Source organism: Stakelama flava, from assembly GCF_019351405.1.
GTDB classification, from domain to species: domain Bacteria; phylum Pseudomonadota; class Alphaproteobacteria; order Sphingomonadales; family Sphingomonadaceae; genus Sphingomonas; species Sphingomonas flava_A.
Genome location: NZ_JAHWZX010000015.1, coordinates 1 through 20,502, shown reverse-complemented (window position 1 = coordinate 20,502; position 20,502 = coordinate 1). Strand labels below are relative to the sequence as shown.

Below are 20,502 nucleotides of genomic sequence, written 5' to 3'. Positions count from 1 at the left end.
CGTTGCCCAATGTGGCTGTTTGGCCTAGCGAACGGAGCATGAAGCGCCTTGCCGTCTATTGTGGCTCTGCCACGCCCGCCGATCCCGTCTATATCCAAACCGCGCGCGAGGTGGGCGCGACACTTGCCGAGCGGGGCATCGGCGTCGTGTACGGCGGCGGCAAGCTGGGCCTGATGGGGGCGGTCGCCGATGCCGCGCTGGAAGCGGGGGGCGAGGTGATCGGCATCATTCCGCAGGCGCTGGTCGATGCAGAGGTCGCGCATCAGGGGCTCACCGAACTCCACGTCGTCGAAACCATGCATGAGCGCAAGGCGCGCTTTACCGAGCTTTCGGACGGGTTCGTCACGATTCCCGGCGGCACCGGGACGATGGATGAATTGTGGGAAGCGATGAGCTGGGCGCAGCTTGGCTATCACGCCGATCCGGTCGGCCTGCTGAACGTGGCGGGCTATTACGATCATCTGATCGCGTTCGTCGCGAAGATGGGGGAGGTCGGCTTTCTGCGTCCGCAGCATCAGGGGCTGCTGATCGTCGATGAAACGCTGGACGGGTTGCTGGCCGAGATGGCGGCGCACGAACCCGCGACGCCGATCGTTCGGATGACGCGCGCCGATCTGTGACCGGGCATCGCGCCCTTCCATCGCGCGCGGCGATCGTCGCCACCGCGGGCGAGACCATCGCGCGCGGATCGAAAAGCTTCGCCGTGGCGAGCCGCCTGTTCGACCGGCGCACGCGTGAGCGGGCATGGCTGCTCTATGCCTGGTGCCGCGCGTGCGATGATATCGCCGACGATCAGCAACTGGGCCATGGCATGGCGCGGGTGGAGGACGGCGCGGCGCGGCTGGCGCTGATCCGCGCGCGAACCGACAAGGCGCTGTCGGGCGAGGTTGTGGGCGACCCCGCCTTCGACGCGCTGCGCATTGTCGCCGCCGAAACCGGGTTGCCCCGTCGGATGACCGATTCGCTGATCGAAGGGTTCGCGATGGACGCGCGCGACTGGCGCCCGCGCAGCGAGGCTGATCTGCTGACCTATTGCTATCACGTCGCGGGCGTGGTGGGCGAAATGATGGCGGTGGTCATGGGCGTCGATCCCGCCGACGAGGCGACGCTGACCCGCGCGACCGATCTGGGCCTTGCCTTTCAGCTCGCCAATATCGCGCGTGATATCGAGGAGGATGGCCGGGTCGGGCGATGCTATCTGCCGGTCGAATGGCTGGTCGAAATGGACATCGCGCCGGGCGAGCATTTCCGTCCCTGGTATCGTCAGCGGCTGGCGGTGCTCGCCGGGCGGCTGGCGCGTATGGCGGGCGCATATGAACAAAGCGCGCGTATCGGCGCGGCGGCGCTTTCCTTTCGTCAGGCATGGGCGGTGCTGGCCGCCGCGCATATCTATGGCGGGATTGCGCGCAAGGTCGCCGATGCGGGCGGGCATGCCTGGGACCATCGCGTGACGACGACGCGCGGTGAAAAACTGGCGGCGGTGGGCCGCGCCTTTATCGAAGCGTTGCGGCCCAGGCGCGAACCCGCCGAGCCGCGCGATCCCGATCTGTGGACGCCCGTCCGGCCCTGAAGCTTCAGCGCGCCACGCGCCCGCCGGGCAGGCGGTCGGCGACCAGCCCGCCCAGGATCGGCGCGACGAGGGCAGCGGCCTGCATCCACAAGGGATGCGGAATCATGAACAGCGTCGAGATACCGGCAAGCATCAAAATGCCGACCACGACCCAACCGGACCAGAGCCAGCCGCCGACCCGCTGCCCCACATAAGCGCCCGCCAGCGCGCCGGTGAACCACGCGGCGACCACCATCAGTTTCGCGCCCAGCGGTATATGGTCGAGCAGGTCGGGGGCCGAAATGTCGGTTCCCGGCGGCATGGGGAAGAGCAGATGCCCCAGCGATTCGAGCATGAAGGTGATGACGAACCCGATTCCGACACCGATCAGGACGCCCAGCAGCTTTCGCATTCCATTCCCCCCAAAGGCGCTTTCGCGCGAGTGCGCATGACCCTTTTACCCGGCTGATTGCGCCCGCGCCGCCACCTTGGCCGTTTCGGGCGGCGGTGTCTTGGGCTTGTACGCACACAGGTCCGACACGATGCATCGCCAGCATTCGGGCTTGCGCGCCTTGCAGACATAGCGGCCGTGCAGGATCAGCCAGTGATGCGCGTGCAGGCGAAACGGCTGCGGCGTCGCCTTGTCGAGTTTCTTTTCCACCGCCAGCACCGTTTTTCCCTGCGCAAGCCCGGTGCGGTTGCCGACGCGAAAGATATGCGTATCGACCGCGAAGGTTTCGTGCCCAAACGCGGTGTTCATTACGACATTCGCGGTCTTGCGTCCGACGCCGGGCAGCGCCTTGAGCGCTTCGTGATCTTCGGGAACCCGGCTGCCATGATTTTCGATCAGCGCCTGCGATAGCGCGATGACGTTCTTCGCCTTCGAATTGAACAGGCCGATCGTCTTGATATGCTCTTTCAGTCCGGTTTCGCCCAGCGCGACCATCTTTTCTGGCGTATCGACATCGGCGAACAACGCGCGGGTTGCGCGGTTCACCCCCGCATCGGTCGCCTGTGCCGACAGAACCACCGCGACGAGCAGCGTATAGTCGTTAACCGATTCGAGCTCGGTTTCAGGATGCGGATTTTCCTCGGCCAGCCGCGAATAAAATTCGATGATGTCCGCTTTCTTCACATCCCCAGTACCTGATTCATCGTGTAGCGGCCCGGTGCCTGTCGGCTTAGCCAAAGCGCGGCGCGCACCGCCCCGCGCGCGAAGATCATGCGGTCCTCGGCACGGTGGGCAAGTTCGATCCGTTCGCCCTCGCCCGCGAACACCACCATATGATCGCCCGCCACGGTGCCGCCGCGCAGCGCCGAAAAACCGATCGTGCCCGTTTTGCGCGCGCCGGTATGCCCCTCACGCGCCGGGGTGCGCACCGCATCGAGCGTATCGCCATGCCCCGCCGCCGCCGCTTCGCCCAGCATCAGTGCGGTGCCCGACGGCGCATCGACCTTCATCCGGTGGTGCATTTCGGCGATCTCCACATCCCAGTCGCTACCCAGCGACGCCGCCGCCTGCCGGACCAGCGCGCACAGCATGACGATGCCGAGCGAGGTATTGCCGGTTTGCAGCACGGCGATTCTTTCCGCCGCAGCATCGATCCGCCCATGATCGTCGGCCGTCAGCCCGGTGGTGCCGATGACGATGGCGCGGCCCGCGTCCTGCGCTGCGGCGAGATTGGCGGGAAGCGCAGCGGGTGCGGTGAAATCGATCAGCACATCGCATTTTTCGGCCAGCCCGCGCGGATCGCCCGCCGAACCGATGCCGCCCGCATGGGTCGCCTTCGCCTCTTTGATCGCCGCCGCGATCGCGCGGCCCATCCGCCCTTCGTTGCCCAATATGCCGATGCTCGTCATGCCGTCGCCTCTTTGTGCTTCGCCAGCGGCTGTTACAGAAATCAGGCAAGGCGTACAGGCCTTCCCCGTCCGATTTCCCGCGTTATGCTGCACCGACATGGCTATCGAAAATATCTTGGTGCTTACCGGCGCGGGAATTTCGGCGGAAAGCGGCGTTGCCACCTTTCGCGGCCCCGGCGGCCTGTGGGAAGGGCACCGGGTCGAGGATGTGTGCACGCCCGAGGCGCTGGCCCGCGATCCCGATACCGTCCATCGATTTTATGATGCGCGCCGCGCGGCGCTTGCCGGGGTGGAGCCCAATGCAGCGCATCGCGCGCTTGCGCGGCTCGACGATGAATGGCCGGGCGAGTTGCTGATCGTAACACAGAATGTCGATGACCTGCATGAACGTGCGGGCGCGACCCGGCTGCTTCACATGCATGGGGAGTTGCTCTCCGCTCTGTGCGCCGGATGCGGAAAAAAGCATATATGGCGCAAATCGCTGCCGCCGATGGCCGAATGCAGCGCGTGCGGGCAGGCGATGCTGCGCCCCGACATCGTGTTTTTCGGGGAAATCCCGCGCGAAATGGAACGGATAGAGGCGGCGCTGTCGGCGTGCGACCTGTTCGTGTCGATCGGCACATCGGGCGCGGTGTACCCGGCGGCGGGCTTCGTCCGCACGGCGCGCCATTACGATGCGCGCACGCTGGAACTCAACCTCGACCCTAGCGAGGGCAGCTTCCTGTTCGACGAAAGCCGCATGGGTCCGGCGGGGGCGCTTGTCCCGACATGGGTGGATGCGGTGCTGGAGGAGCGCTGACGGGTCCGAAGCGCTACCGCCGCCCCAGCCGACTTACCACCGTCACGAAAAACGCGGTGGACCAGCCCAGCAGGATGATTCCGTTGATCCCCTCGATCGCTGCGACCAACCGCCAGGCTATGTCCAGCCCCTGATCGTCATAGCCGATCGTGGCATAGGTGATGGTGGAGAAATACACGGCATGTTCCAGCCCGCCCAGCGCGCCGCCAAGTTCGTACAGCGCGGCGTAGAGCCAGATTTCCAGCCCGTGCAGCAGGAACAGGCCAAGCACCAGCGCCAGCGTGACGGCAAAGCCGCGCCAGGATGCGTGAACCACATGGCCAGCGCGTTCCTCCGCCGCTTCCAGTCGCATCAGCCGCACCAGCACGATGATCCCGGCACCGTGGATCGCCACGGTCAGCAGCACCATGGCGGTGGCGATGGCGAGCTGTGCGATCATCGCCGCCCGCTTCCCCGTCGCCTATCCATCCGCGGCCTCGGGCAATGTCCAGTCGATCGGCGTTCGCCCGTGCTGGGCCAGAAAGGCATTGGCTTTCGAAAAATGGCCGCAGCCGAAAAAGCCCGAATGCGCCGACAGCGGGGAAGGGTGCGCCGCCTTCAACATCAGATGCCGGCCGCCGCGTTCGACCGATGGGATGAAGCCCGCCTTTTTCTGGGCATAGGAGCCCCAGAGCATGAATACGATCGGGCGTTCCTGTGCAGCCACAAGCCGGACGATGGCGTCGGTGAAGCGCTCCCATCCGCGTCCGCGATGCGATGCGGCGCGCGCCATTTCCACCGTCAGCACCGAATTGAGCAGCAGCACCCCCTGCCGCGCCCAATGTTCCAAATGCCCGTGGCCCGGCGGTTCGATGCCAAGGTCGCTTCGCATCTCCTTGTAGATATTGACCAGGCTGGGCGGCGGGCGGACGCCCGGACGGACCGAGAAGCAAAGGCCGTGCGCCTGTCCCGGCCCATGATAAGGGTCCTGGCCCAGAATGACGACGCGCACATCTTCGAGCGGGGTAAGGTCGAGTGCGCGAAACCATTCGCTGCCCGCCGGGAAGATACGCTTGCCCGCGGCGCGTTCGTCGATCAGGAACTGTTTGAGCGCCGCCATATAAGGCTGTTCGAATTCATCGGCGAGCGGCGCGCGCCAGCTTTCGTCCAGCTTTACCGTTCCGCCTGTACCCATATCGGCAATGTTACCTCCGCCAGCGCGGTGTCACAACCGGTTCAGCGTGGCTGAATCGCGTTCGCCCCCGTAAAATGCGTCGAGCACCGCGCCGAACACCGGTTCGTCGCTGACCGCTTCGAACAGGGTCATCGACGATTTCAGCTTCATCGCGTCGATTTCGCCCAGCATGGCCGACGCTGTTCGCTCGCCCTTATGGTCGAGCACCGCTTCGCTCGCCGCGATCAGGCGTGGCCCGAGCAGTGCGTGCGCCATGTACGCCCCGGCCTCGCTCCGCCCGGCAATGGCATAGAAACGCGCGGTGGGGCTTTGGCCCAGTCCGGCGATCTGGGGAAAGATAAACCACATCCAGTGGCTGCGCTTGTCGCCCGCTTTCAGTTCGGCAAGCGCCTGCTGCCAGACATTTTGCTGCGCCTCTACGAAGCGGCTAAGATCGTTTTCCATCGCGGACCAACGCGAACCGCCTCCGCGCGGTGCCATATTTCCTTGCGTGCGGTGATCTGTCACACCTTTGCGCCATGCTCGCATCGCTGATGATCATCGACGACTTCCTTCCCGATCCGCACGGCTTTCGGGAAGCCGCGCTCGCGCTCGATTACGACCCTGCTTTCAAAAAAGGGAAATATCCCGGCCTGCCGTCGCGCACCGCGCTGCCGATCGGCAATCTGGACGCTGCGGTTTCGGCGCGGATCGGCGTTCGGGTCGATGCCATGCCCGGCACGATGCACCAGCATTGCCGGATGACGCGCGCCGACGATGCGGGGCGAAGCGGCGTGCATATCGATCCGTGCTTCTATTCGGGCATCCTGTACCTGTCGCTGCCGCAGCATTGCCAGGGCGGTACCGACTTTTTCCGCCACCGTCGCACGGGGCTGGAATCGGTACCGCGTACGCCGCGCGCGATGGCGGACAGCGGCTATGCCGATGCGAACCGCCTGATCGAAGAGGTGGTAAACGCCGATACGCTGCGGCCCGATTGCTGGGAGCGCACCATGCGCGTGCCGATGCGCTTCAACCGGCTGATTCTGTTCAGCCCCTGGCTGTTCCACAATTCCGCGCCCGGCTTTGGCGACCGGCCCGAAAACGCGCGGCTGGTCCATCTGATGTTCTTCCGCGCGGCGAAGCGCCCCGCCGATCAGCCCGCCGCGAGCGCATAGGCCGCTTTCAAATCCGCAACGAAGCGGTTGGTTTCCTCCGCCGCGCGGTCCGCTTCGGGGATGCGCAGCAGATAGCTGGGATGGACCGTGATCCAGCCCACCCCGCCGCCCGCAAGCTCGATCGGCCGACCGCGTTCGCGCCCGATCGTCACCGTTTTGCCGAGCAGCGACCGGGCCGCCGTCGCGCCCAGCGCGACGCTGACCTTCGGTTTGACCAGCATCTTTTCCTGTTCGACCCACCAACGGCACGCTTCGATCTCACCGCTGTCGGGCTTTGCGTGAATGCGCCGTTTGCCCCGCGGCGTGAATTTGAAATGCTTGACGGCGTTGGTGACGTACAGCCGCGCCCGGTCGATCCCCGCCTCGCCCAGCGCGGTGTCGAGCACCTGTCCCGCCGGGCCCACAAAGGGCCTGCCCGCCAAATCTTCCTGATCGCCCGGCTGTTCGCCGATCAGCATCATCGCCGCGTCGAGAGGTCCCTCGCCAAAGACGGTCTGCGTCGCATTTTTGTAAAGCGAGCAGCGGCGGCAGGACGCCGCCTCATCGCGCAACGCCTGCCACGCGGCTTCGATATTGCCGCCGGTCGCGGTGCGTGCGGTGTCGATCATCGCGCTTTCCCGTTGCCGTGCCGTCGCGACCAGTTCGCCGACCAGCGCGGTCTCGGGCATGTTCTTCCAGTATTTGCGCGGCATTTCCTTCAGCATCGCGCCGGTTTTCAGCCGCGCGGGATTGAAGATCGACGCGTAATAGGTTTTCCAGATCGCCTCGACCGGGTCGTCGCCGGGCGCATCGCGCTTGCTCGCGCCCGGTCCCTCGCGAAGCATTTCGCTGTCCCAGTGCAGCGAAAGCGCGGGCGTCAGGATCGACCAGCGCATCGACGCAAACCGATTGACGAAAAAGGCGGCATTGGCGTGAACGATATGATGGTCGGGTTCGAACCATGCGATATAGCGATCGCCGCCTTCATCCTCGATCGCACGGAAGCGCACAAACGCCCGCATCTTGTGAATGTCGCGCCGCACCGCTTTTGCCATCGTCTCCAGTCGGCGGACCAGCGGATCGGCCGCATCGTCGATCAGCCGCGGTTGATCGGCAAGCCGGACCAGCAGCGCATAACCGAGTGCGAAGCGTTCTGGATCACGGTGGAGCAGGGCGCTGCGCACCAGTTCGACGAAGCGGCGCGGCACACGGGTTTCGCTTTTGGGCGACGCGGGCGGCGGGGGGGCTTCACCGAACAAATCGTCCCGCGCGCCGCCGACCTGCCAGATAACCGTATCGGGCGCTGCACCCAGGGCGGCGAGTGAGCGGGCGGCATCGCGCCACCCTTCGAAATCGTCCTCGCCCGCCAGCCTGACCGTGTGCATCGCGTCCGCCGGGACGCGGCTATTCGCGCTCGTCGCCCGAAGCGCTGTCTTTCGCGCGGTCCAGTTCGCGTGGCTTGCGCGTTTCGAAAACCTTTGCCAGCCGATCCTCTTCGGCCTGCGACAAATCCTTCGCGGCGGCGGGGAACATTTCTTCTTCTTCCTCATCGATATGATGTTCGTAGCGGTGGCGCATTTCCTTGAACTTGGGCAGCCACCCGCTCGAACTCATATCCATTTCGGAAAGTTCGCCCAGAAAATCGTCGACTTCCTTATGTTCGGACACCGAATGGCGCGCATCGTCGCGCAGGTCGGGTTTCGCGAGCATCGTGGCGTAGAGCGATTCCTCTTCCGCCGCGGCATGCGCCGAGACCTCCACCCGGAATTTTTCGAACAGATCGCGGCGATCCTCGCTGTCGCCATGGGTTTCGGCGATTTTTGCGAGCAGATCGCGATGGCGGTCATGATCGTTTTTCAAATCCTGGAAAATGCGTTCTTCGGCCATTCGACTATCTCCTGTTGCACGTCGTGCGCTTCAACCGGCGAACGCGTCAGAGGTTCAACGCGTCGCCGCCTATGCCGCGAACAGTTCGAGTTGCTTTGCGCGCTTTGTCACCAGCGAACGCAGGTCGGCGCGATCGGTCAATGCGACCGGGCGCCAGTCGGCGGTAATCAGAAACGGGCGTAATTTGGTGAGCGAAACGGTGAGCCGAGCGACATCGGCAAGCCGCAATTGCCGCCAGCGCCGGGTGGTGAGGATCGCGTTCACCGCCTTCACCCCCAGCCCCGGCACCCGAAGCAGCATTTCGCGCGGGGCGCGGTTGACATCGACCGGAAACCGGTCGCGAAAGCGCAGCGCCCAGGCAAGCTTGGGATCGATATCGAGCGGCAGCATGCCCGTCACCGGATCGGCGGCGGCGGCCACTTCATCGGGGCGATACTCGTAAAACCGCATCAGCCAGTCGGACTGGTACAGCCGGTGTTCGCGCATCAATGGCGGGCGTTGCAGCGGCAGCACCGTGCTTGCTTCCGGAATCGGGCTGAACGCCGAATAATAAACCCGGCGCAGCCCGAATCTGCCGTAAAGCTGCGACGCGCGGCGCACTATATCGCCATCGGTCGCCGCGTCCGCGCCCACGATCATCTGAGTCGACTGGCCCGCCGGGGCGAAGCGCGGGGCGGAGCGATAGCGTTTCGCCGCATCGCCGCCATCCTCGATCGATCGATGCATCGCGCCCATCGCACGTTCGATCCGCCGCTGCGATTTTTCAGGCGCAAGGCGTTTCAGCCCCTGTTCGGTGGGCAGTTCGACATTGATCGACACACGGTCGGCATGGCGGCCCGCCGCCTCAACCAGATCGGAATCTGCGTCCGGAATGGTCTTCAGATGGATATAGCCGCGAAAATCATGGTCTTCGCGCAGGCTGCGCGCGACCTCTACAATCTGCTCCATCGTATAGTCGGACGAACCGATGATCCCCGACGACAAAAACAGTCCCTCTATATAATTGCGCCGATAGAAGGACAGGGTGAGGGTGACCACTTCCTGCGCGGTGAAGCGCGCGCGCCGGACATTCGAGCTTTTCCGGTTGATGCAATAATGGCAGTCGAAAATACAGCTGTTGGTCAGCAATATCTTCAACAGGCTGATGCACCGGCCATCGGGCGCATAGGCATGACAGATGCCCATCCCTTCGGTCGAACCGATCCCCTTGCCGCCCGCCGAATTGCGCTTCGACGTACCCGACGATGCGCATGACGCGTCATATTTCGCTGCGTCGGCGAGAATAGCCAGTTTTTCGCGGGTATCGAGTTGCGCCATATGTTCTTTTTATGTTCCGACGCGTCGCTTGTCGAGACACAATTGTAATCTCTGAGTGCGAGGTGCAGGGAATCGGCGGTGAGGCTGAAAGGGGCGGGGATGCAGGGAAACGAAAATGCGGGGCAACGATCGTTGCCGCTCTACCTTGCACTGGCGCTTACCTGCCTGCTCGGCTGGCTGTTCAAGGCGCATTGCGTGCTTGGCGGCGGCTGGGTCGATTCGATCCAATATACCAGCGGCTGCTATTCCGATGCAGTACCCTTTTGGGGCGGACGCGGGGTAGCTGACGGGCAAATACCCTATTTTCAGGCGCGGATGGAATATCCCGTGCTCACCGGCGGACTGATCTGGCTGGCCGGGACCTTTACCCGCGCGCTGTTCGGGGGAAGCGCGAATGCGGGCGATTTTCTGCACATCGTCACCGCGTTCAACGCCGGCCTCGCCTTTTTCACCCTATGGTTGATGATCCGCGAAGGCGTGCCAAGGACGCGATTATGGTGCTGGGCCTTCGCGCCGCCGCTGATCCTGTATGTCGGGCATAATTGGGACATGCTCGCCGTGGCGTTCAGCGTCACCGCGATGTTGCTGGCGCGCCGGCACCGGCTGGTCGCCGCCGCGGCCGCCGCCGCACTGGGCGTTGCGGCGAAGCTCTACCCTCTATTACTGCTGCCGCTTATCGGGTTGCAGGCGCTGTTCGGTAAAGGGGCATGGCTGCGGCGCGGGGTTCCGCGTGCGGCCATCGTCACGCTGGCGGCGGTGGCAGCCTGGGTGGCGGTAAATCTGCCGGTCGCGCTTTTCGCATTCGAAAACTGGTCCGAATTCTATCGCTTTTCGGGGGAGCGCGTCGGGACCGCCGCGTCGGTGTGGCAGATATTGAGCGACAATCATCTGTGGAGCGCATCGCTGGCCGAGCGCAATTTCTGGTCCGCGCTTATTTTCTTTGCGGGGGCCGCCACCATTGTCGCGCTTGGCTGGCGCCGTCATCGCGAGCATTTGTGGACGCTGTTTCCGGCAGTGCTTGCGTGGTTCCTGCTCACCAACAAGGTGTATTCGCCGCAATTTGACCTTTGGCTCTACCCGCTATTGGTGCTTACCATCCCCCGTCTGGCGCCGCTCGCCCTCTTCGTGCTTAGCGATATTGCCGCCTATTTCGCGGAATTCTGGATGTTCGCGGGGATGGACGGCGTCAGTCCCAGCACAACCCATGGCGAAATTGCGGTTGCGGCCGCGATACGCGCCTTCGCAATGCTTTGGGCTATTACGCAGATCGTACGTAGCCCAGCGCCGCCCTGGCTTGTCAATGCAACGCCGGACGTTGGCGATGCGCGATCAGCGCCCGGCTGAATCGTCCGCATCGCGCCGCGCGCGCGATTCCGCCTTGGCGCGGTTGATCGTATCGGCCAGGCAACCGGTAAAGCCGCCCGCGCCCACCGCTGAACAGCTGCCGACACCGGTGCGCCCGGCATCGCGAACATCGTCGACCTTCGTCGCCCAGCTCTGGTTTTCGGGTTTGATGTCGCGCAGTTCCTTGGGAATGCGATAGCGTTCGCTTTCCGGCCGCCGCGTACACACGACGATTTCATTGCCGTTGGCATCGGTGGGGCACACATCGGTCCCGTAAATGACCAGCACGCCGTTTTGCGACTGGGCGCCGGCGGGCAGGGGCGCGAATGCGGCTACAGCTGCGGTCAGACTCGTCAGGATCAGCCACTTTGCCATGTCAAAACCTCCTTATCCGCAATCAACGCGTGAGCGCGGCCAATTGTCTCATATCCGTTTGGACAGTCCGATTGCGACCCGGCACCCTGCGCGGATCAGCCCCGACAGCAGCGGATAGGCGGGGGCGTTTTCGGCGCCAGCGTCCAGCGCGGTGTCGCGATGCTCCAGCTCTTCGTCGCGAAACCGGGCCACCGCCTCGGAAAGCTCCGGGTCCTCGTCGCCCAGCGTTTCCAGCTGCTGCGCATAATGTTTGTCGATTTCGGTTTCGACCGCCGCGGTGCACGCCATCGCCGCTTCGGGACCCATCGCCGCCGTCGCGGCGCCCAGCGCATAGCCGGCGACATGCCAGAAGGGTTGCAGCGCGGTGGGGCGGACGCCGCGACGCGCGATCATCGTATCGAAAAATTCGCGGTGGCGCTCTTCCTGCTCCGCCATGCCGGCGATTGCGGGGGCCTGACCCACGCGGTCGGCCATGATGGCAAGCTGACCGCCATAGATTCGCGTCGCGCCAAACTCCCCCGCCTGATTGACGCGGATCATCGCATCCCTGGCTTCACGCCGGTCGCCCGGTTTCCAGCGACTCATGCTCTTCTCCTTCGGCCCAGCAATATCAGGATCACCGCCGCCCCGCCCAGCGAGAATATCGCGTTGAAGCCAGCGAGCGAAATCCCGAAAAGCGTCCATTGCGGCGTGTCGCAACGGACCACCGGCGCATGGATGACGCGCAGAAAATCGCCACTCGCGTCAAATGTTGCGGTGCATGCGGTGATGCCGTCCCACCAGCCATATTCGACCCCGGCGTGAAACACGCCGATCGCGCCGCTCGCGGCGATGCACAGCGCTGCGATCAGGACCAGCACGCCCGCCGTCGGCCGCCGGGGGGCAAAGAGAAACGACAGCGCCGCGAAGATAATCGCGGCGTAATGCGGCCAGCGCTGCCAGTGGCACATTTCGCACGGATACAGCCCGCCGATATATTGCGATCCCAACGCCCCCGCCATCAGCGCGAGCGGGAGGAGCAGCGCCAGTATCTGCGCCGCGCGGAAGCGATTGACGCTTGCGCGCATGGCTTACTTTGCGCTCGCCACGCGTGACGTGCCCAGCCGGGCGATCGTCTGAAGCGCATAATGAAGCTGGAAGTCCTCGATCCCCTTCTTCTTCAGCGCTTCGGCATCGGTATCGAACGCCGGATCGGTCTTTTCGTCATCTTCCAAAAGGTCGTTGTCCGCCTTTGCCGTGTTGATCAGGTGGCGGCGCAGGTCCGCCTCGCGGAAGACCGGGCGGCTGTCATAATCATCGTCCGAAAGCTGCGGCACGGCCAGATCGGGTTCGATCCCGCCTTCCTGCACCGACCGGCCGGACGGGGTGTAATAGCGCGCGGTGGTCAGGCGGAGCGCGGTCTTCGGCCCCAATGGCAACAGCGTCTGGACCGATCCCTTGCCGAAGCTGCGCACGCCCATCACCAGCGCGCGGTGATGATCCTGCAACGCGCCCGCCACGATTTCCGAAGCCGATGCGGTGCCCGCATCGACCAGCACGACGACCGGCGCGCCCTTTGTCACATCGCCCGGAACCGCGCTTTCGGCGTAATAGCGTTCGATATCGTTGCCGCGTCCGCGCTGCGATACGATTTCTCCGTGGTCGAGGAACACGTCCGAAACCTCGATCGCCTGGCTCAGCAGCCCGCCGCCATTTTCGCGCAGGTCCACGACATAGCCGAGCGGGGCATGGCCCAGCGACTTGTTGATCGCGACGATCGCCGCGCGCGTATCCTTGCCCGTGGTGGCGGAGAAGGTATTGATGTTTATGACGCCGACGCCGTCCTTCACTTCCCACTTCACCGGCTTCTGAGTGATGATTTCGCGGGTAAGCGTCTTTTCCAGCGGCTTGTCCGCGCCGGGGCGAACGATGGTCAGCGTGATGTCGGTGCCCGGTTCGCCGCGCATCTTCTCGATCGACGCGTCCAGCGTGTCGCCATAGATCAGCTTGCCGTCGATATGGGTGATGTAATCGCCCGCCTTGATCCCCGCCCGATCGGCAGGGGTGTCCTCGGTCGGCGCGATGACCTTCACCACGCCGTTTTCCTGAGTCACCGTCAGGCCCAGCCCGCCGTAATTGCCCTGCGTCTGGATCTGCAGATTGTCGTAATCCAGTTCGTCGACATAGCTGCTGTGCGGATCGAGCGCGGCGAGCATCCCGTCGATCGCGCCCTTAACCAGTGTCTTGTTGTCGACCGGATCGACATAATCGGCCTTCACCCGGTTGAAGACGTCCATGAACAAGTCGAGGTCGCGATAGCTGTTGGTGTCCACTTCGGCCATCGCGCTGGTCGAAACGGGAATCAGCGCCATCGCGCCGACAATGGCGGTAGCCTGCAGGAGCGGACGGTACATGGATACGCTTTCGAGAATGAAACGGAACGGTTGTATCATGGGCTGTTACCCTGTTTCCCGGGCTGGATCAAAGCGCAGTTTGCGTAATACTCATCCCATCAGTCCGGTCATGTCGACGGGCACGTCCTTGCGCCGCAGTTCGACGGTGATGCGCGGCGCATCGGTTTGCGGCGCGGCGCCGATGGCCGCGCCCTGCCGCACGGTGTCGCCGCGATGCACCGATATCGCTCCAAGCCCGGTAATCGCCGTCGTCCAGCCCTTGCCATGATCGATGATGACGACATTTCCGAACGAGCGGAATTGCCCGGCATAGCGCACCGTGCCCGCGGCGGGAGCGATCACCTTTGCCCCCGGCCATGTCGCCAGCGTCAGGCCGCGTGACCGAACGCCATTGGCCGAAACCTCACCCAACCCGGTCTTCAACTGCCCGACCACCGCGAGCAGATAGGGCGAGCGGTCCGCTTCACGCGGGTCGCGGCCGGCATCGCTTTCGTCGGGCCGGGGCAGTGGACCGGGAAGCGCGGCCAGCGCTTCGCGCGTATCGGCTTCGTCGCGCGATATCTGCATCTGATCGACCAGATCGCGCGCGCGTTCGCCCAGCGCGATCGCATGGTCCGATTCGAACATCGCGCGGCGGTCAAGCTCGGCCGAGCGCGCACGGTGCCGCGCCTCCAGCTTGGTAAAGGCAAGCCGTTGCTGTTCCAGATCGTCGCGGCTCTCGTCCAGGCTGGCCACCGCCAGCGCAGCCTGGCCGCGAAGCGTGCGCACATGGGCGATTTCCTGTCGAACGGCATCGGTGCGCGCCTTCACCACCGGCATGATCGTGCCCAGCATCGCGCGGACATGCACCATGTCACGCGTCGAACCGGGCTGCACCAGCGCGACGAATTGCGGGCGGCGCGCCATTGCTTGCAGCGCCGCGATCAGTCGCGCGATCGGCCCCTGCCGTTCGGCGAGTTCGCCGCGCCGCGCCGCCAGCCGCTGGCGAATGATCGCGATTCGTGCGCGTGCCGCCGCGATGTCGAGCTTGGCCGCCTTGATCCGCTCGGCGACGGCGGCCTGTTCGGCCTTCGCTCTGGCCGCCTGATCGCGTTCGGCATCGGCCGCGCGTTGAAGATCGGTGGAGCGTTTGCGCGCTGCCTCGGCATCGCGCTTGGCCGTCGCCAGCCGCATCTGCTGATTGTCGGGCGCGCTCGGCTGGGCGCGCAGCATCGTCGCGGCGCCGCTGGTCAGCGCAATCGCCGCGCCCGCCGCCATGATGATCCGGCCGCCCTTCATGCGCATCAGCCTTCGCGATGATAGGGGTGGTTGGCAAGGATGCTGGTCGCGCGCCACAATTGCTCGGCCAGCATCGCGCGCGCCAGCATATGCGGCCAGGTCAGCCGGCCGAACGACAGCAGCAGGTCGGCCCGGCTGCGCGCTTCGTCATCGAAGCCATCGGCCGCGCCCAGCATGAAGCGCGCTTCGCGCATGCCATCGTCGCGCCAGCGGCCCAATATTCCGGCAAATTCCATCGAAGGCATATCGCGCCCGGTCTCGTCGAGCAGGATCAGCCGTCCGGGCGTATCCATCGCCGGTATCCTGCCCCCCTGATCGGGCAGTTCGGTGATCCGCACGTCCCACGCGATGCGCTTTACATAGCGCTGGACGATATCGCTTTCCGGGCTGCGGCCGATCTTGCCGCGCGCGACGATATGCAATCGCATGACGGTTCGCGCGGCGAGCGGGTCAGGCGGTACCGGTCGGCGATTCCTCACCGAACGACCACATCCGTTCCAGATTATAGAAGCTGCGCACTTCCGGGCGGAACAGGTGGACGATGACATCGCCCGCGTCGATCAATACCCAGTCGGCGGTCTGCAGCCCTTCGACACGCGGGCTGCGGCCGAACTCGGCCTTGATCTTTTCGGACAATTTGCTTGCCATCGATGCGACTTGCCGGCTCGACCGGCCTGACGCGATCACCATGTGATCGGCGATGCTGCTTTTGCCCGCGAGCGGGATCGAAACCGTCTCCACCGCCTGATCGGCGTCGAGCGAATCGATAACGAGTTTGTGCAGCGCCTCGGCATCCTCGGTGCCGGGCGACGGGGTCACATTGGGAGATGCGGCCAAGGTTGCTCCTAGGGGTTCGCTAAATCGGTGCATTTGACATGGGACGGCGAACATTGCCGGTGCCAGGCAGGGTTGGCGGCGCGAATGGCGGTCGCCGAAGTCGGATCGGGGCGAAAGCGCAAGCGCACGAGGGCCGGCAATCTCCACTTGGTCCAGTTCTTTGCCTGGCCTGCGGGCCGCACGAAGCGCCGCAGCCAACCCATCGCAGGATTTGCGTGGGCACAACGATCATACCCCGGACGCGCGATAACCGCAATCGGCACCGTGCGCGCAATTTTCCGCCAGTCGCGCCAGCGATGGAACTGGTCGAGATTGTCGCCCCCCATCAGCCATACGAACCGGTAGCGGGGGTAGCGGCGGACCAGCCGGGCCAGCGTATCGGCGGTATAGCGGGTGCCGAGCGTCCTTTCGATTCCGCTTGCCCGGATTGGCGCGCGCCGGGCAAGCGCGCGCGCCGATGCCATGCGCGCGGCAAAGGGCGCCATATCGTTCGCGCTGTCCTTCAACGGATTGCCGGGTGACACCAGCCACCACACCTCGTCCAGGCCGAGCGAATCGATCGCGGCGAGCGAGATCGACCGATGCGCGTCATGCGCCGGGTTGAACGATCCGCCCAACAGGCCGATCCGTCCGCCTCGCGCTTTGCTCCCCATTGCGCCGCCGGTCCTCAGTCGTCGTCGGGGGCGGGCGGCTGACCCGCCTGTCCGCCGCTGCGATATCCGCCCTGCCGTTCGATCATCCAGCCGGGATATTCGGCGGGCAGGCGGCTGACCTTGTCGAGCGTTGCGAGTTCGTCGTCCGACAGGCGAAGCTCGGCGGCGGCAAGATTGTCCTCAAGCTGGTCGATCCGCTTGGCCCCCATGATCACGCTGCTGACATGCGGCTGGTGGAGCAACCAGCCAAGCGCGACGCGCGCCATCGAAACATCGTGGCGCTTGGCGATCGGCTCCATCGCGTCGAGAATGCTGTCGCCGCGCGCCGTATTGACGGGCGGAAAATCGAATTGCGCGCGGCGTCCGTCCTTCGCATCGCCGCGATATTTGCCCGACAGATAGCCCCCGGCGAGTGGCGACCAGACCATCAGCCCGACATTTTCGGACCGCATCATCGGCACAACCTCACGCTCCAGATCGCGGCCGACAAGCGTGTAATAGGATTGCACACTGGCAAAGCGCGCCAGCCCTTCGCGATCGGAAATGCCCAGCGCCTTCATGATCTGCCACGCCGCCCAGTTCGATACCCCGATATAGCGGACATGCCCCTGCCGGACGAGATCGTCGAGCGCGCGCAGCGTTTCCTCAATCGGGGTCAGGGGATCGAAACCGTGAATCTGATACAGGTCGATATGATCGGTGTTCAGGCGTTTCAGGCTCGCCTTGGCCTGATCCATGATGTGCCCGCGCGATGCGCCGCGATCGTTCGGGCCGTCGCCCATCGGCCCCAGCACCTTGGTGGCGAGCACCACATCCTCGCGCCGCAGGCCGAGATTGCGGATCGACTGGCCGGTGATTTCCTCCGACAGCCCTTCGGAATAGACGTTCGCGGTGTCGATGAAGTTCACGCCCGCATCGATCGCGCGGCGCATCAGCGCATCGGCATCGTCCTGCCCGACCTGTCCCACCGCCTTGAAGAACCCCTTGCCGCCAAAGGTCATGGTGCCAAGGCACAGCTCGGAAACAAGAAGGCCGGTACGGCCGAGCTGGTTGTAGCGCATGGAATGGCTCCTTTGGATTACGGCGTGGGAAAGCGGCGAAGCGGCTTGCTCGCACGCGCACAAAATGGGGACCGGACACGAAAGCGGCAAGGGATCGCCCCTTGCCGCCTGTCGTTCGCGTGCCGGAAAAACCGAGCGGGATGTGCTTATGGGCGGGTTTGCCCCGATCCCAGCACCACCCATTTATACGTGGTCAGCCCTTCCAGCGCGACGGGACCGCGTGCGTGCAATCGGCCGGTCGAAATGCCGATTTCGGCACCCAGCCCGAATTCGCCGCCATCGGCGAACTGGCTGGAGGCATTCCACATTACGATCGCCGAATCGACGCGGTTGATGAATTTCTGCGCGGTCGCTTCGTCGCCGGTCACGATCGCGTCGGTATGGCCCGACGAATGGCCCTCGATATGAGTCAGTGCATCGTCAACGCCGTCGACGAATTTCACCGCGACGATGGGCTCCAGATATTCGGTGTCCCAATCCTCGTCATTCGCCTGTTTGGCATTGTCGATCAGCTTCACCGCATCGGCATCGCCGCGAATTTCGCAGCCCGCATCGGCAAGGCCCTGAACCACCGACTTCGCCTCGGCAAAGCCACGATCGATCAGCAGTGTTTCCATCGCACCGCACACGCCGGTGCGACGCATCTTCGCATTGACCGCGATTTCGCGCGCCATCGCCGGGTCCGCCTTCGCATCGATATAGGTGTGATTCATGCCGTCGAGATGCGCGAGAACAGGCACCTTCGCCTCGTTCTGAACGCGCGCGACCAGGCTCTTGCCGCCGCGCGGCACGATCATGTCGATCAGCCCGTCGGCTTTCAGCATCGCGCCCACCGCCGCGCGATCGGTGGTGGGGACTAGCTGAACCGCATCTTCGGGAAGCCCTGCTTCGCGAAAGCCGCGGACCAGCGCCGCATGCACCGCGCGGTTGCTTTCGACCGCTTCCGAACCACCGCGCAGGATCGCCGCGTTGCCGCTCATCACGCACAAAGCGCCGGCGTCGGCGGTGACGTTGGGACGGCTTTCATAGATGATGCCGATCACCCCGATCGGAATACGCACGCGGCGCATCTTCAATCCATTTGGCTGGGTGTGTTCGGAGATGACGTCGCCAACCGGATCGGTCAATTTCGACACTGCCTCAACCCCGGCGGCGGTGCCTTCGATCCGCGCATCGTCCAGCTTCAGCCGGTCAAGCATGGCGGCAGAAAGCCCTTTCGCCTTGCCGTTTTCCATGTCCTTCGCATTGGCGGCCTTGATCGCGTCGGCATCGGCGCGAATCGCATTGGCTGCCGCCGCCAGACCCTTGGCCTTTTCCGCGCTCGACATCGTCACCAGCGTCTTGGCGGCGGCACGGGCGCGCCTGCCCATATCGGCAATCAGCGCTTCGGGGTCGTCGGTTATTGGCATGGTCGTCACGGTGGCGTTCATAAGGTTCCTCTGCTGATTGTGCTGCTTTGTCTGCTCGCTCGATCAACGCGACAAAGCGTGATATTTATCCGCTCCATGAGCGGGGGAATGGAAGCAGCCGGCGATATCGCCACCGGCGCGCTTATCGGGCGCGTATTCGAACCATCGCATGGCGAAGGCGGCGCGGACGGGGGCAGCGGGCTTTGCCTCAACTGCGGCACCGCGCTGATCGGTTCGCATTGCCATCGCTGCGGCCAGCACGCCCATGTCCATCGTACGCTCGGCGCTATCGGTCACGAGATACTACATGGGGTCGTTCATTTCGAAGGCAAGCTCTGGCGCACCCTGCCGCTGCTCGCCTGGCGTCCCGGCGTCCTCACCCGCCGCTATATTGCGGGCGAGCGCGCGCGGTTCGTGTCGCCGATGGCATTGTTCCTGTTCTCGGTATTCGTGATGTTCGCGGTATTCTCGATCGTCGGGCTGCAACCGCCCGCCGATCTGGGCGCGCCGGCCGCGCTGACCGACAACCGGCTGCACCTTCGGATCACGGAGCAGCGCGGCATGCTCGAACGCTCGCTTGCCGACCTTCGCGTCGAACGCGGGCGGACCGCCGACGGCACCGAGCGCGCACAGCAACTGGACGCCCGCATCGCGCAGCAGGATTCCGAACTGTCGGGGCTTGGCAATGCCGAAACATTGCAGGGCGCGGTTACCGGCGACAAGGTGGAAACGGGATCGCACTGGCTTGATCACGGGATCGAGAAATGGCAAAAAAACCCCGGCCTTATGGCGTACAAGCTGCAATCGAGCGGCTATAAATTTTCCTGGCTGCTGATCCCGCTGTCGCTGCCCTTCATGTGGCTGCTGTTCTTCTGGCGGCGCGATATTCCGATCTACGACCATGCCGTGTTCGTGACCTATTCGATCGCGTTCATGTCGCTGATGTTCATCGTGCTGACCATTGCGGGCGCGCTGGGGGTGGGCGGCGGCACGCTGACGCTGATCGGCGGCACGGTCGCCATCTGGCACATCGCGCGCCAGCTGCGCGGCGCCTATCGCCTCGGCCCGGTCGGCACGGTCATCCGCACCGTCATCCTGCTGATATGCACCACCATCGTCATGGCGCTGTTCTTTTTCGCGCTCCTCGCACTCGGCTTCGGCTGACGCAGGGCTGATCAGTCCGGGCAGAACGGGACAGGGCGCGCTGATGCCCCGTTATTGCGAACGCGGTGAAGCAATCCAGCGCTACGCTCTCGCGCCTAGGCTGCGTGGACAAGTGCCAACCTCACCGAACGTCCGACTAGGGTGGATTGGAGACAGACGGGTTTTAGGAAACACCGGGACGATAGCTGCCTAGCGTCTCACTGTCCTGATCTCGCATCATACTCGCGGCGCGCGGCTTCCATGGCCGGCCAGTTCTCACCGATCCA

The 20,502-nt window shown here is 64.4% G+C and carries 25 protein-coding genes; 6 read left to right on the top strand and 19 right to left on the bottom strand.

Annotated features, from left to right (window positions below; all coding sequences use genetic code 11):
- The first annotated feature begins 38 nt into the window (after positions 1-38).
- Complete coding sequence (locus tag KY084_RS13765) at positions 39-620, top strand: LOG family protein (protein WP_219239059.1); 582 nt, start codon at positions 39-41, stop codon at positions 618-620.
- Positions 617-1,570, top strand: coding sequence for a phytoene/squalene synthase family protein (locus KY084_RS13760; RefSeq protein ID WP_219239058.1), 954 nt, complete (start codon positions 617-619; stop codon positions 1,568-1,570). Before KY084_RS13765 ends, KY084_RS13760 begins: the two co-directional genes overlap by 4 nt.
- A 4-nt stretch (positions 1,571-1,574) precedes the next feature.
- Here KY084_RS13760 and KY084_RS13755 read toward each other — a convergent pair whose 3' ends face one another.
- The 3 genes from KY084_RS13755 to dapB are packed head-to-tail and all read right to left on the bottom strand — an operon-like array spanning position 1,575 to position 3,409.
- Positions 1,575-1,961 carry a hypothetical protein gene (locus KY084_RS13755; protein WP_219239057.1) on the bottom strand — a complete coding sequence of 129 codons (387 nt, stop codon included), beginning with the start codon at positions 1,959-1,961 and terminating at the stop codon, positions 1,575-1,577.
- Between the two features lie 45 nt (positions 1,962-2,006).
- A complete protein-coding gene (gene nth / locus KY084_RS13750) occupies positions 2,007-2,684 on the bottom strand; it encodes an endonuclease III (protein WP_219239056.1) in 678 nt (225 codons plus the stop codon).
- A complete protein-coding gene (gene dapB, locus KY084_RS13745) occupies positions 2,681-3,409 on the bottom strand; it encodes a 4-hydroxy-tetrahydrodipicolinate reductase (protein ID WP_219239055.1) in 729 nt (242 codons plus the stop codon). The genes nth and dapB overlap by 4 nt, the downstream gene beginning before the upstream one ends.
- 97 nt (positions 3,410-3,506) lie before the next feature.
- Between dapB and KY084_RS13740 the strand changes: the two genes are divergently transcribed.
- Positions 3,507-4,208, top strand: coding sequence for an NAD-dependent deacylase (locus KY084_RS13740; protein WP_219239054.1), 702 nt, complete (start codon positions 3,507-3,509; stop codon positions 4,206-4,208).
- Positions 4,209-4,221: 13 nt separating this feature from the next.
- Here KY084_RS13740 and KY084_RS13735 read toward each other — a convergent pair whose 3' ends face one another.
- The 3 genes from KY084_RS13735 to KY084_RS13725 are packed head-to-tail and all read right to left on the bottom strand — an operon-like array spanning position 4,222 to position 5,862.
- The gene (locus KY084_RS13735; RefSeq protein WP_219239053.1) at positions 4,222-4,647 is read right to left on the bottom strand and encodes an ion channel; all 426 of its coding nucleotides are present in this window, start codon (positions 4,645-4,647) and stop codon (positions 4,222-4,224) included.
- A gap of 21 nt (positions 4,648-4,668) precedes the next feature.
- Positions 4,669-5,382, bottom strand: coding sequence for a uracil-DNA glycosylase (gene ung / locus KY084_RS13730; RefSeq protein WP_219239052.1), 714 nt, complete (start codon positions 5,380-5,382; stop codon positions 4,669-4,671).
- 30 nt (positions 5,383-5,412) lie between these two features.
- The gene (locus KY084_RS13725) at positions 5,413-5,862 is read right to left on the bottom strand and encodes a DUF1810 domain-containing protein (RefSeq protein WP_246587160.1); all 450 of its coding nucleotides are present in this window, start codon (positions 5,860-5,862) and stop codon (positions 5,413-5,415) included.
- Positions 5,863-5,915: 53 nt separating this feature from the next.
- Between KY084_RS13725 and KY084_RS13720 the strand changes: the two genes are divergently transcribed.
- Positions 5,916-6,539 carry a DUF6445 family protein gene (locus KY084_RS13720; RefSeq protein WP_246587159.1) on the top strand — a complete coding sequence of 208 codons (624 nt, stop codon included), beginning with the start codon at positions 5,916-5,918 and terminating at the stop codon, positions 6,537-6,539.
- On the opposite strand, the gene KY084_RS13715 is transcribed toward KY084_RS13720, so the two are convergent.
- The 3 genes from KY084_RS13715 to KY084_RS13705 form a co-directional block, all read right to left on the bottom strand.
- Complete coding sequence (locus tag KY084_RS13715) at positions 6,518-7,903, bottom strand: UdgX family uracil-DNA binding protein (protein WP_219239050.1); 1,386 nt, start codon at positions 7,901-7,903, stop codon at positions 6,518-6,520. The genes KY084_RS13720 and KY084_RS13715 overlap by 22 nt on opposite strands.
- A 19-nt stretch (positions 7,904-7,922) precedes the next feature.
- Positions 7,923-8,405, bottom strand: a complete 483-nt coding sequence (locus KY084_RS13710) for a hemerythrin domain-containing protein (RefSeq protein ID WP_219239049.1) — start codon at positions 8,403-8,405, stop codon at positions 7,923-7,925.
- Positions 8,406-8,474: 69 nt separating this feature from the next.
- A complete protein-coding gene (locus KY084_RS13705; protein ID WP_219239048.1) occupies positions 8,475-9,722 on the bottom strand; it encodes a putative DNA modification/repair radical SAM protein in 1,248 nt (415 codons plus the stop codon).
- Between the two features lie 99 nt (positions 9,723-9,821).
- Between KY084_RS13705 and KY084_RS13700 the strand changes: the two genes are divergently transcribed.
- Entirely contained in the window at positions 9,822-11,066 is a 1,245-nt protein-coding gene (locus tag KY084_RS13700) for a hypothetical protein (protein ID WP_219239047.1), read from the top strand.
- On the opposite strand, the gene KY084_RS13695 is transcribed toward KY084_RS13700, so the two are convergent.
- From KY084_RS13695 to KY084_RS13650, 10 genes are all read right to left on the bottom strand, one after another.
- Complete coding sequence (locus KY084_RS13695; RefSeq protein ID WP_219239046.1) at positions 11,052-11,441, bottom strand: hypothetical protein; 390 nt, start codon at positions 11,439-11,441, stop codon at positions 11,052-11,054. The two genes, KY084_RS13700 and KY084_RS13695, sit on opposite strands and share 15 nt — an antisense overlap.
- 48 nt (positions 11,442-11,489) lie before the next feature.
- Positions 11,490-12,026, bottom strand: coding sequence for a demethoxyubiquinone hydroxylase family protein (locus tag KY084_RS13690; RefSeq protein WP_219239045.1), 537 nt, complete (start codon positions 12,024-12,026; stop codon positions 11,490-11,492).
- Positions 12,023-12,508: a disulfide bond formation protein B gene (locus KY084_RS13685; protein WP_219239044.1), complete on the bottom strand. Its 486-nt coding sequence runs from the start codon at positions 12,506-12,508 to the stop codon at positions 12,023-12,025. The genes KY084_RS13690 and KY084_RS13685 overlap by 4 nt, the downstream gene beginning before the upstream one ends.
- 3 nt (positions 12,509-12,511) lie before the next feature.
- The gene (locus tag KY084_RS13680; RefSeq protein WP_219239043.1) at positions 12,512-13,834 is read right to left on the bottom strand and encodes a S41 family peptidase; all 1,323 of its coding nucleotides are present in this window, start codon (positions 13,832-13,834) and stop codon (positions 12,512-12,514) included.
- 90 nt (positions 13,835-13,924) lie between these two features.
- On the bottom strand, positions 13,925-15,118 hold the full coding sequence (locus KY084_RS13675) for a murein hydrolase activator EnvC family protein (RefSeq protein ID WP_246587158.1): 1,194 nt from the start codon (positions 15,116-15,118) through the stop codon (positions 13,925-13,927).
- Positions 15,118-15,540: a 23S rRNA (pseudouridine(1915)-N(3))-methyltransferase RlmH gene (locus KY084_RS13670; protein ID WP_219239042.1), complete on the bottom strand. Its 423-nt coding sequence runs from the start codon at positions 15,538-15,540 to the stop codon at positions 15,118-15,120. The genes KY084_RS13675 and KY084_RS13670 overlap by 1 nt, the downstream gene beginning before the upstream one ends.
- Positions 15,541-15,562: 22 nt before the next feature.
- Positions 15,563-15,982, bottom strand: coding sequence for a ribosome silencing factor (rsfS, locus tag KY084_RS13665; protein WP_219239041.1), 420 nt, complete (start codon positions 15,980-15,982; stop codon positions 15,563-15,565).
- Complete coding sequence (locus KY084_RS13660) at positions 15,958-16,602, bottom strand: nicotinate-nucleotide adenylyltransferase (protein ID WP_219239040.1); 645 nt, start codon at positions 16,600-16,602, stop codon at positions 15,958-15,960. The genes rsfS and KY084_RS13660 overlap by 25 nt, the downstream gene beginning before the upstream one ends.
- Before the next feature lie 14 nt (positions 16,603-16,616).
- Positions 16,617-17,663, bottom strand: coding sequence for an aldo/keto reductase (locus KY084_RS13655; RefSeq protein ID WP_219239039.1), 1,047 nt, complete (start codon positions 17,661-17,663; stop codon positions 16,617-16,619).
- 146 nt (positions 17,664-17,809) lie between these two features.
- Positions 17,810-19,093: a glutamate-5-semialdehyde dehydrogenase gene (locus tag KY084_RS13650; protein ID WP_219239038.1), complete on the bottom strand. Its 1,284-nt coding sequence runs from the start codon at positions 19,091-19,093 to the stop codon at positions 17,810-17,812.
- An 87-nt stretch (positions 19,094-19,180) separates the two neighbouring features.
- On the opposite strand from KY084_RS13650, the gene KY084_RS13645 reads away from it, so the two are divergent.
- Positions 19,181-20,236: a DUF3667 domain-containing protein gene (locus KY084_RS13645; protein WP_246587154.1), complete on the top strand. Its 1,056-nt coding sequence runs from the start codon at positions 19,181-19,183 to the stop codon at positions 20,234-20,236.
- Positions 20,237-20,502: the final 266 nt, after the last annotated feature.

Excerpts from the sequence above, each read along its gene's own strand:
- KY084_RS13740 (WP_219239054.1), top strand. The coding sequence starts at position 3,507 with ATGGCTATCGAAAATATCTTGGTGCTTACCGGCGCGGGAATTTCGGCG.
- KY084_RS13660 (WP_219239040.1), bottom strand. The coding sequence starts at position 16,602 with ATGGGGAGCAAAGCGCGAGGCGGACGGATCGGCCTGTTGGGCGGATCG.
- KY084_RS13765 (WP_219239059.1), top strand. The coding sequence starts at position 39 with ATGAAGCGCCTTGCCGTCTATTGTGGCTCTGCCACGCCCGCCGATCCC.
- KY084_RS13710 (WP_219239049.1), bottom strand. The coding sequence starts at position 8,405 with ATGGCCGAAGAACGCATTTTCCAGGATTTGAAAAACGATCATGACCGC.
- KY084_RS13725 (WP_246587160.1), bottom strand. The coding sequence starts at position 5,862 with ATGGCACCGCGCGGAGGCGGTTCGCGTTGGTCCGCGATGGAAAACGAT.
- KY084_RS13670 (WP_219239042.1), bottom strand. The coding sequence starts at position 15,540 with ATGCGATTGCATATCGTCGCGCGCGGCAAGATCGGCCGCAGCCCGGAA.
- KY084_RS13700 (WP_219239047.1), top strand. The coding sequence starts at position 9,822 with ATGCAGGGAAACGAAAATGCGGGGCAACGATCGTTGCCGCTCTACCTT.
- KY084_RS13655 (WP_219239039.1), bottom strand. The coding sequence starts at position 17,663 with ATGCGCTACAACCAGCTCGGCCGTACCGGCCTTCTTGTTTCCGAGCTG.
- KY084_RS13735 (WP_219239053.1), bottom strand. The coding sequence starts at position 4,647 with ATGATCGCACAGCTCGCCATCGCCACCGCCATGGTGCTGCTGACCGTG.
- ung (WP_219239052.1), bottom strand. The coding sequence starts at position 5,382 with ATGGGTACAGGCGGAACGGTAAAGCTGGACGAAAGCTGGCGCGCGCCG.
- KY084_RS13675 (WP_246587158.1), bottom strand. The coding sequence starts at position 15,118 with ATGCGCATGAAGGGCGGCCGGATCATCATGGCGGCGGGCGCGGCGATT.
- KY084_RS13720 (WP_246587159.1), top strand. The coding sequence starts at position 5,916 with ATGATCATCGACGACTTCCTTCCCGATCCGCACGGCTTTCGGGAAGCC.
- KY084_RS13650 (WP_219239038.1), bottom strand. The coding sequence starts at position 19,093 with ATGAACGCCACCGTGACGACCATGCCAATAACCGACGACCCCGAAGCG.
- rsfS (WP_219239041.1), bottom strand. The coding sequence starts at position 15,982 with ATGCACCGATTTAGCGAACCCCTAGGAGCAACCTTGGCCGCATCTCCC.
- KY084_RS13645 (WP_246587154.1), top strand. The coding sequence starts at position 19,181 with ATGGAAGCAGCCGGCGATATCGCCACCGGCGCGCTTATCGGGCGCGTA.
- KY084_RS13685 (WP_219239044.1), bottom strand. The coding sequence starts at position 12,508 with ATGCGCGCAAGCGTCAATCGCTTCCGCGCGGCGCAGATACTGGCGCTG.
- KY084_RS13695 (WP_219239046.1), bottom strand. The coding sequence starts at position 11,441 with ATGGCAAAGTGGCTGATCCTGACGAGTCTGACCGCAGCTGTAGCCGCA.
- KY084_RS13690 (WP_219239045.1), bottom strand. The coding sequence starts at position 12,026 with ATGAGTCGCTGGAAACCGGGCGACCGGCGTGAAGCCAGGGATGCGATG.
- KY084_RS13715 (WP_219239050.1), bottom strand. The coding sequence starts at position 7,903 with ATGCACACGGTCAGGCTGGCGGGCGAGGACGATTTCGAAGGGTGGCGC.
- KY084_RS13705 (WP_219239048.1), bottom strand. The coding sequence starts at position 9,722 with ATGGCGCAACTCGATACCCGCGAAAAACTGGCTATTCTCGCCGACGCA.
- dapB (WP_219239055.1), bottom strand. The coding sequence starts at position 3,409 with ATGACGAGCATCGGCATATTGGGCAACGAAGGGCGGATGGGCCGCGCG.
- KY084_RS13755 (WP_219239057.1), bottom strand. The coding sequence starts at position 1,961 with ATGCGAAAGCTGCTGGGCGTCCTGATCGGTGTCGGAATCGGGTTCGTC.
- KY084_RS13680 (WP_219239043.1), bottom strand. The coding sequence starts at position 13,834 with ATGTACCGTCCGCTCCTGCAGGCTACCGCCATTGTCGGCGCGATGGCG.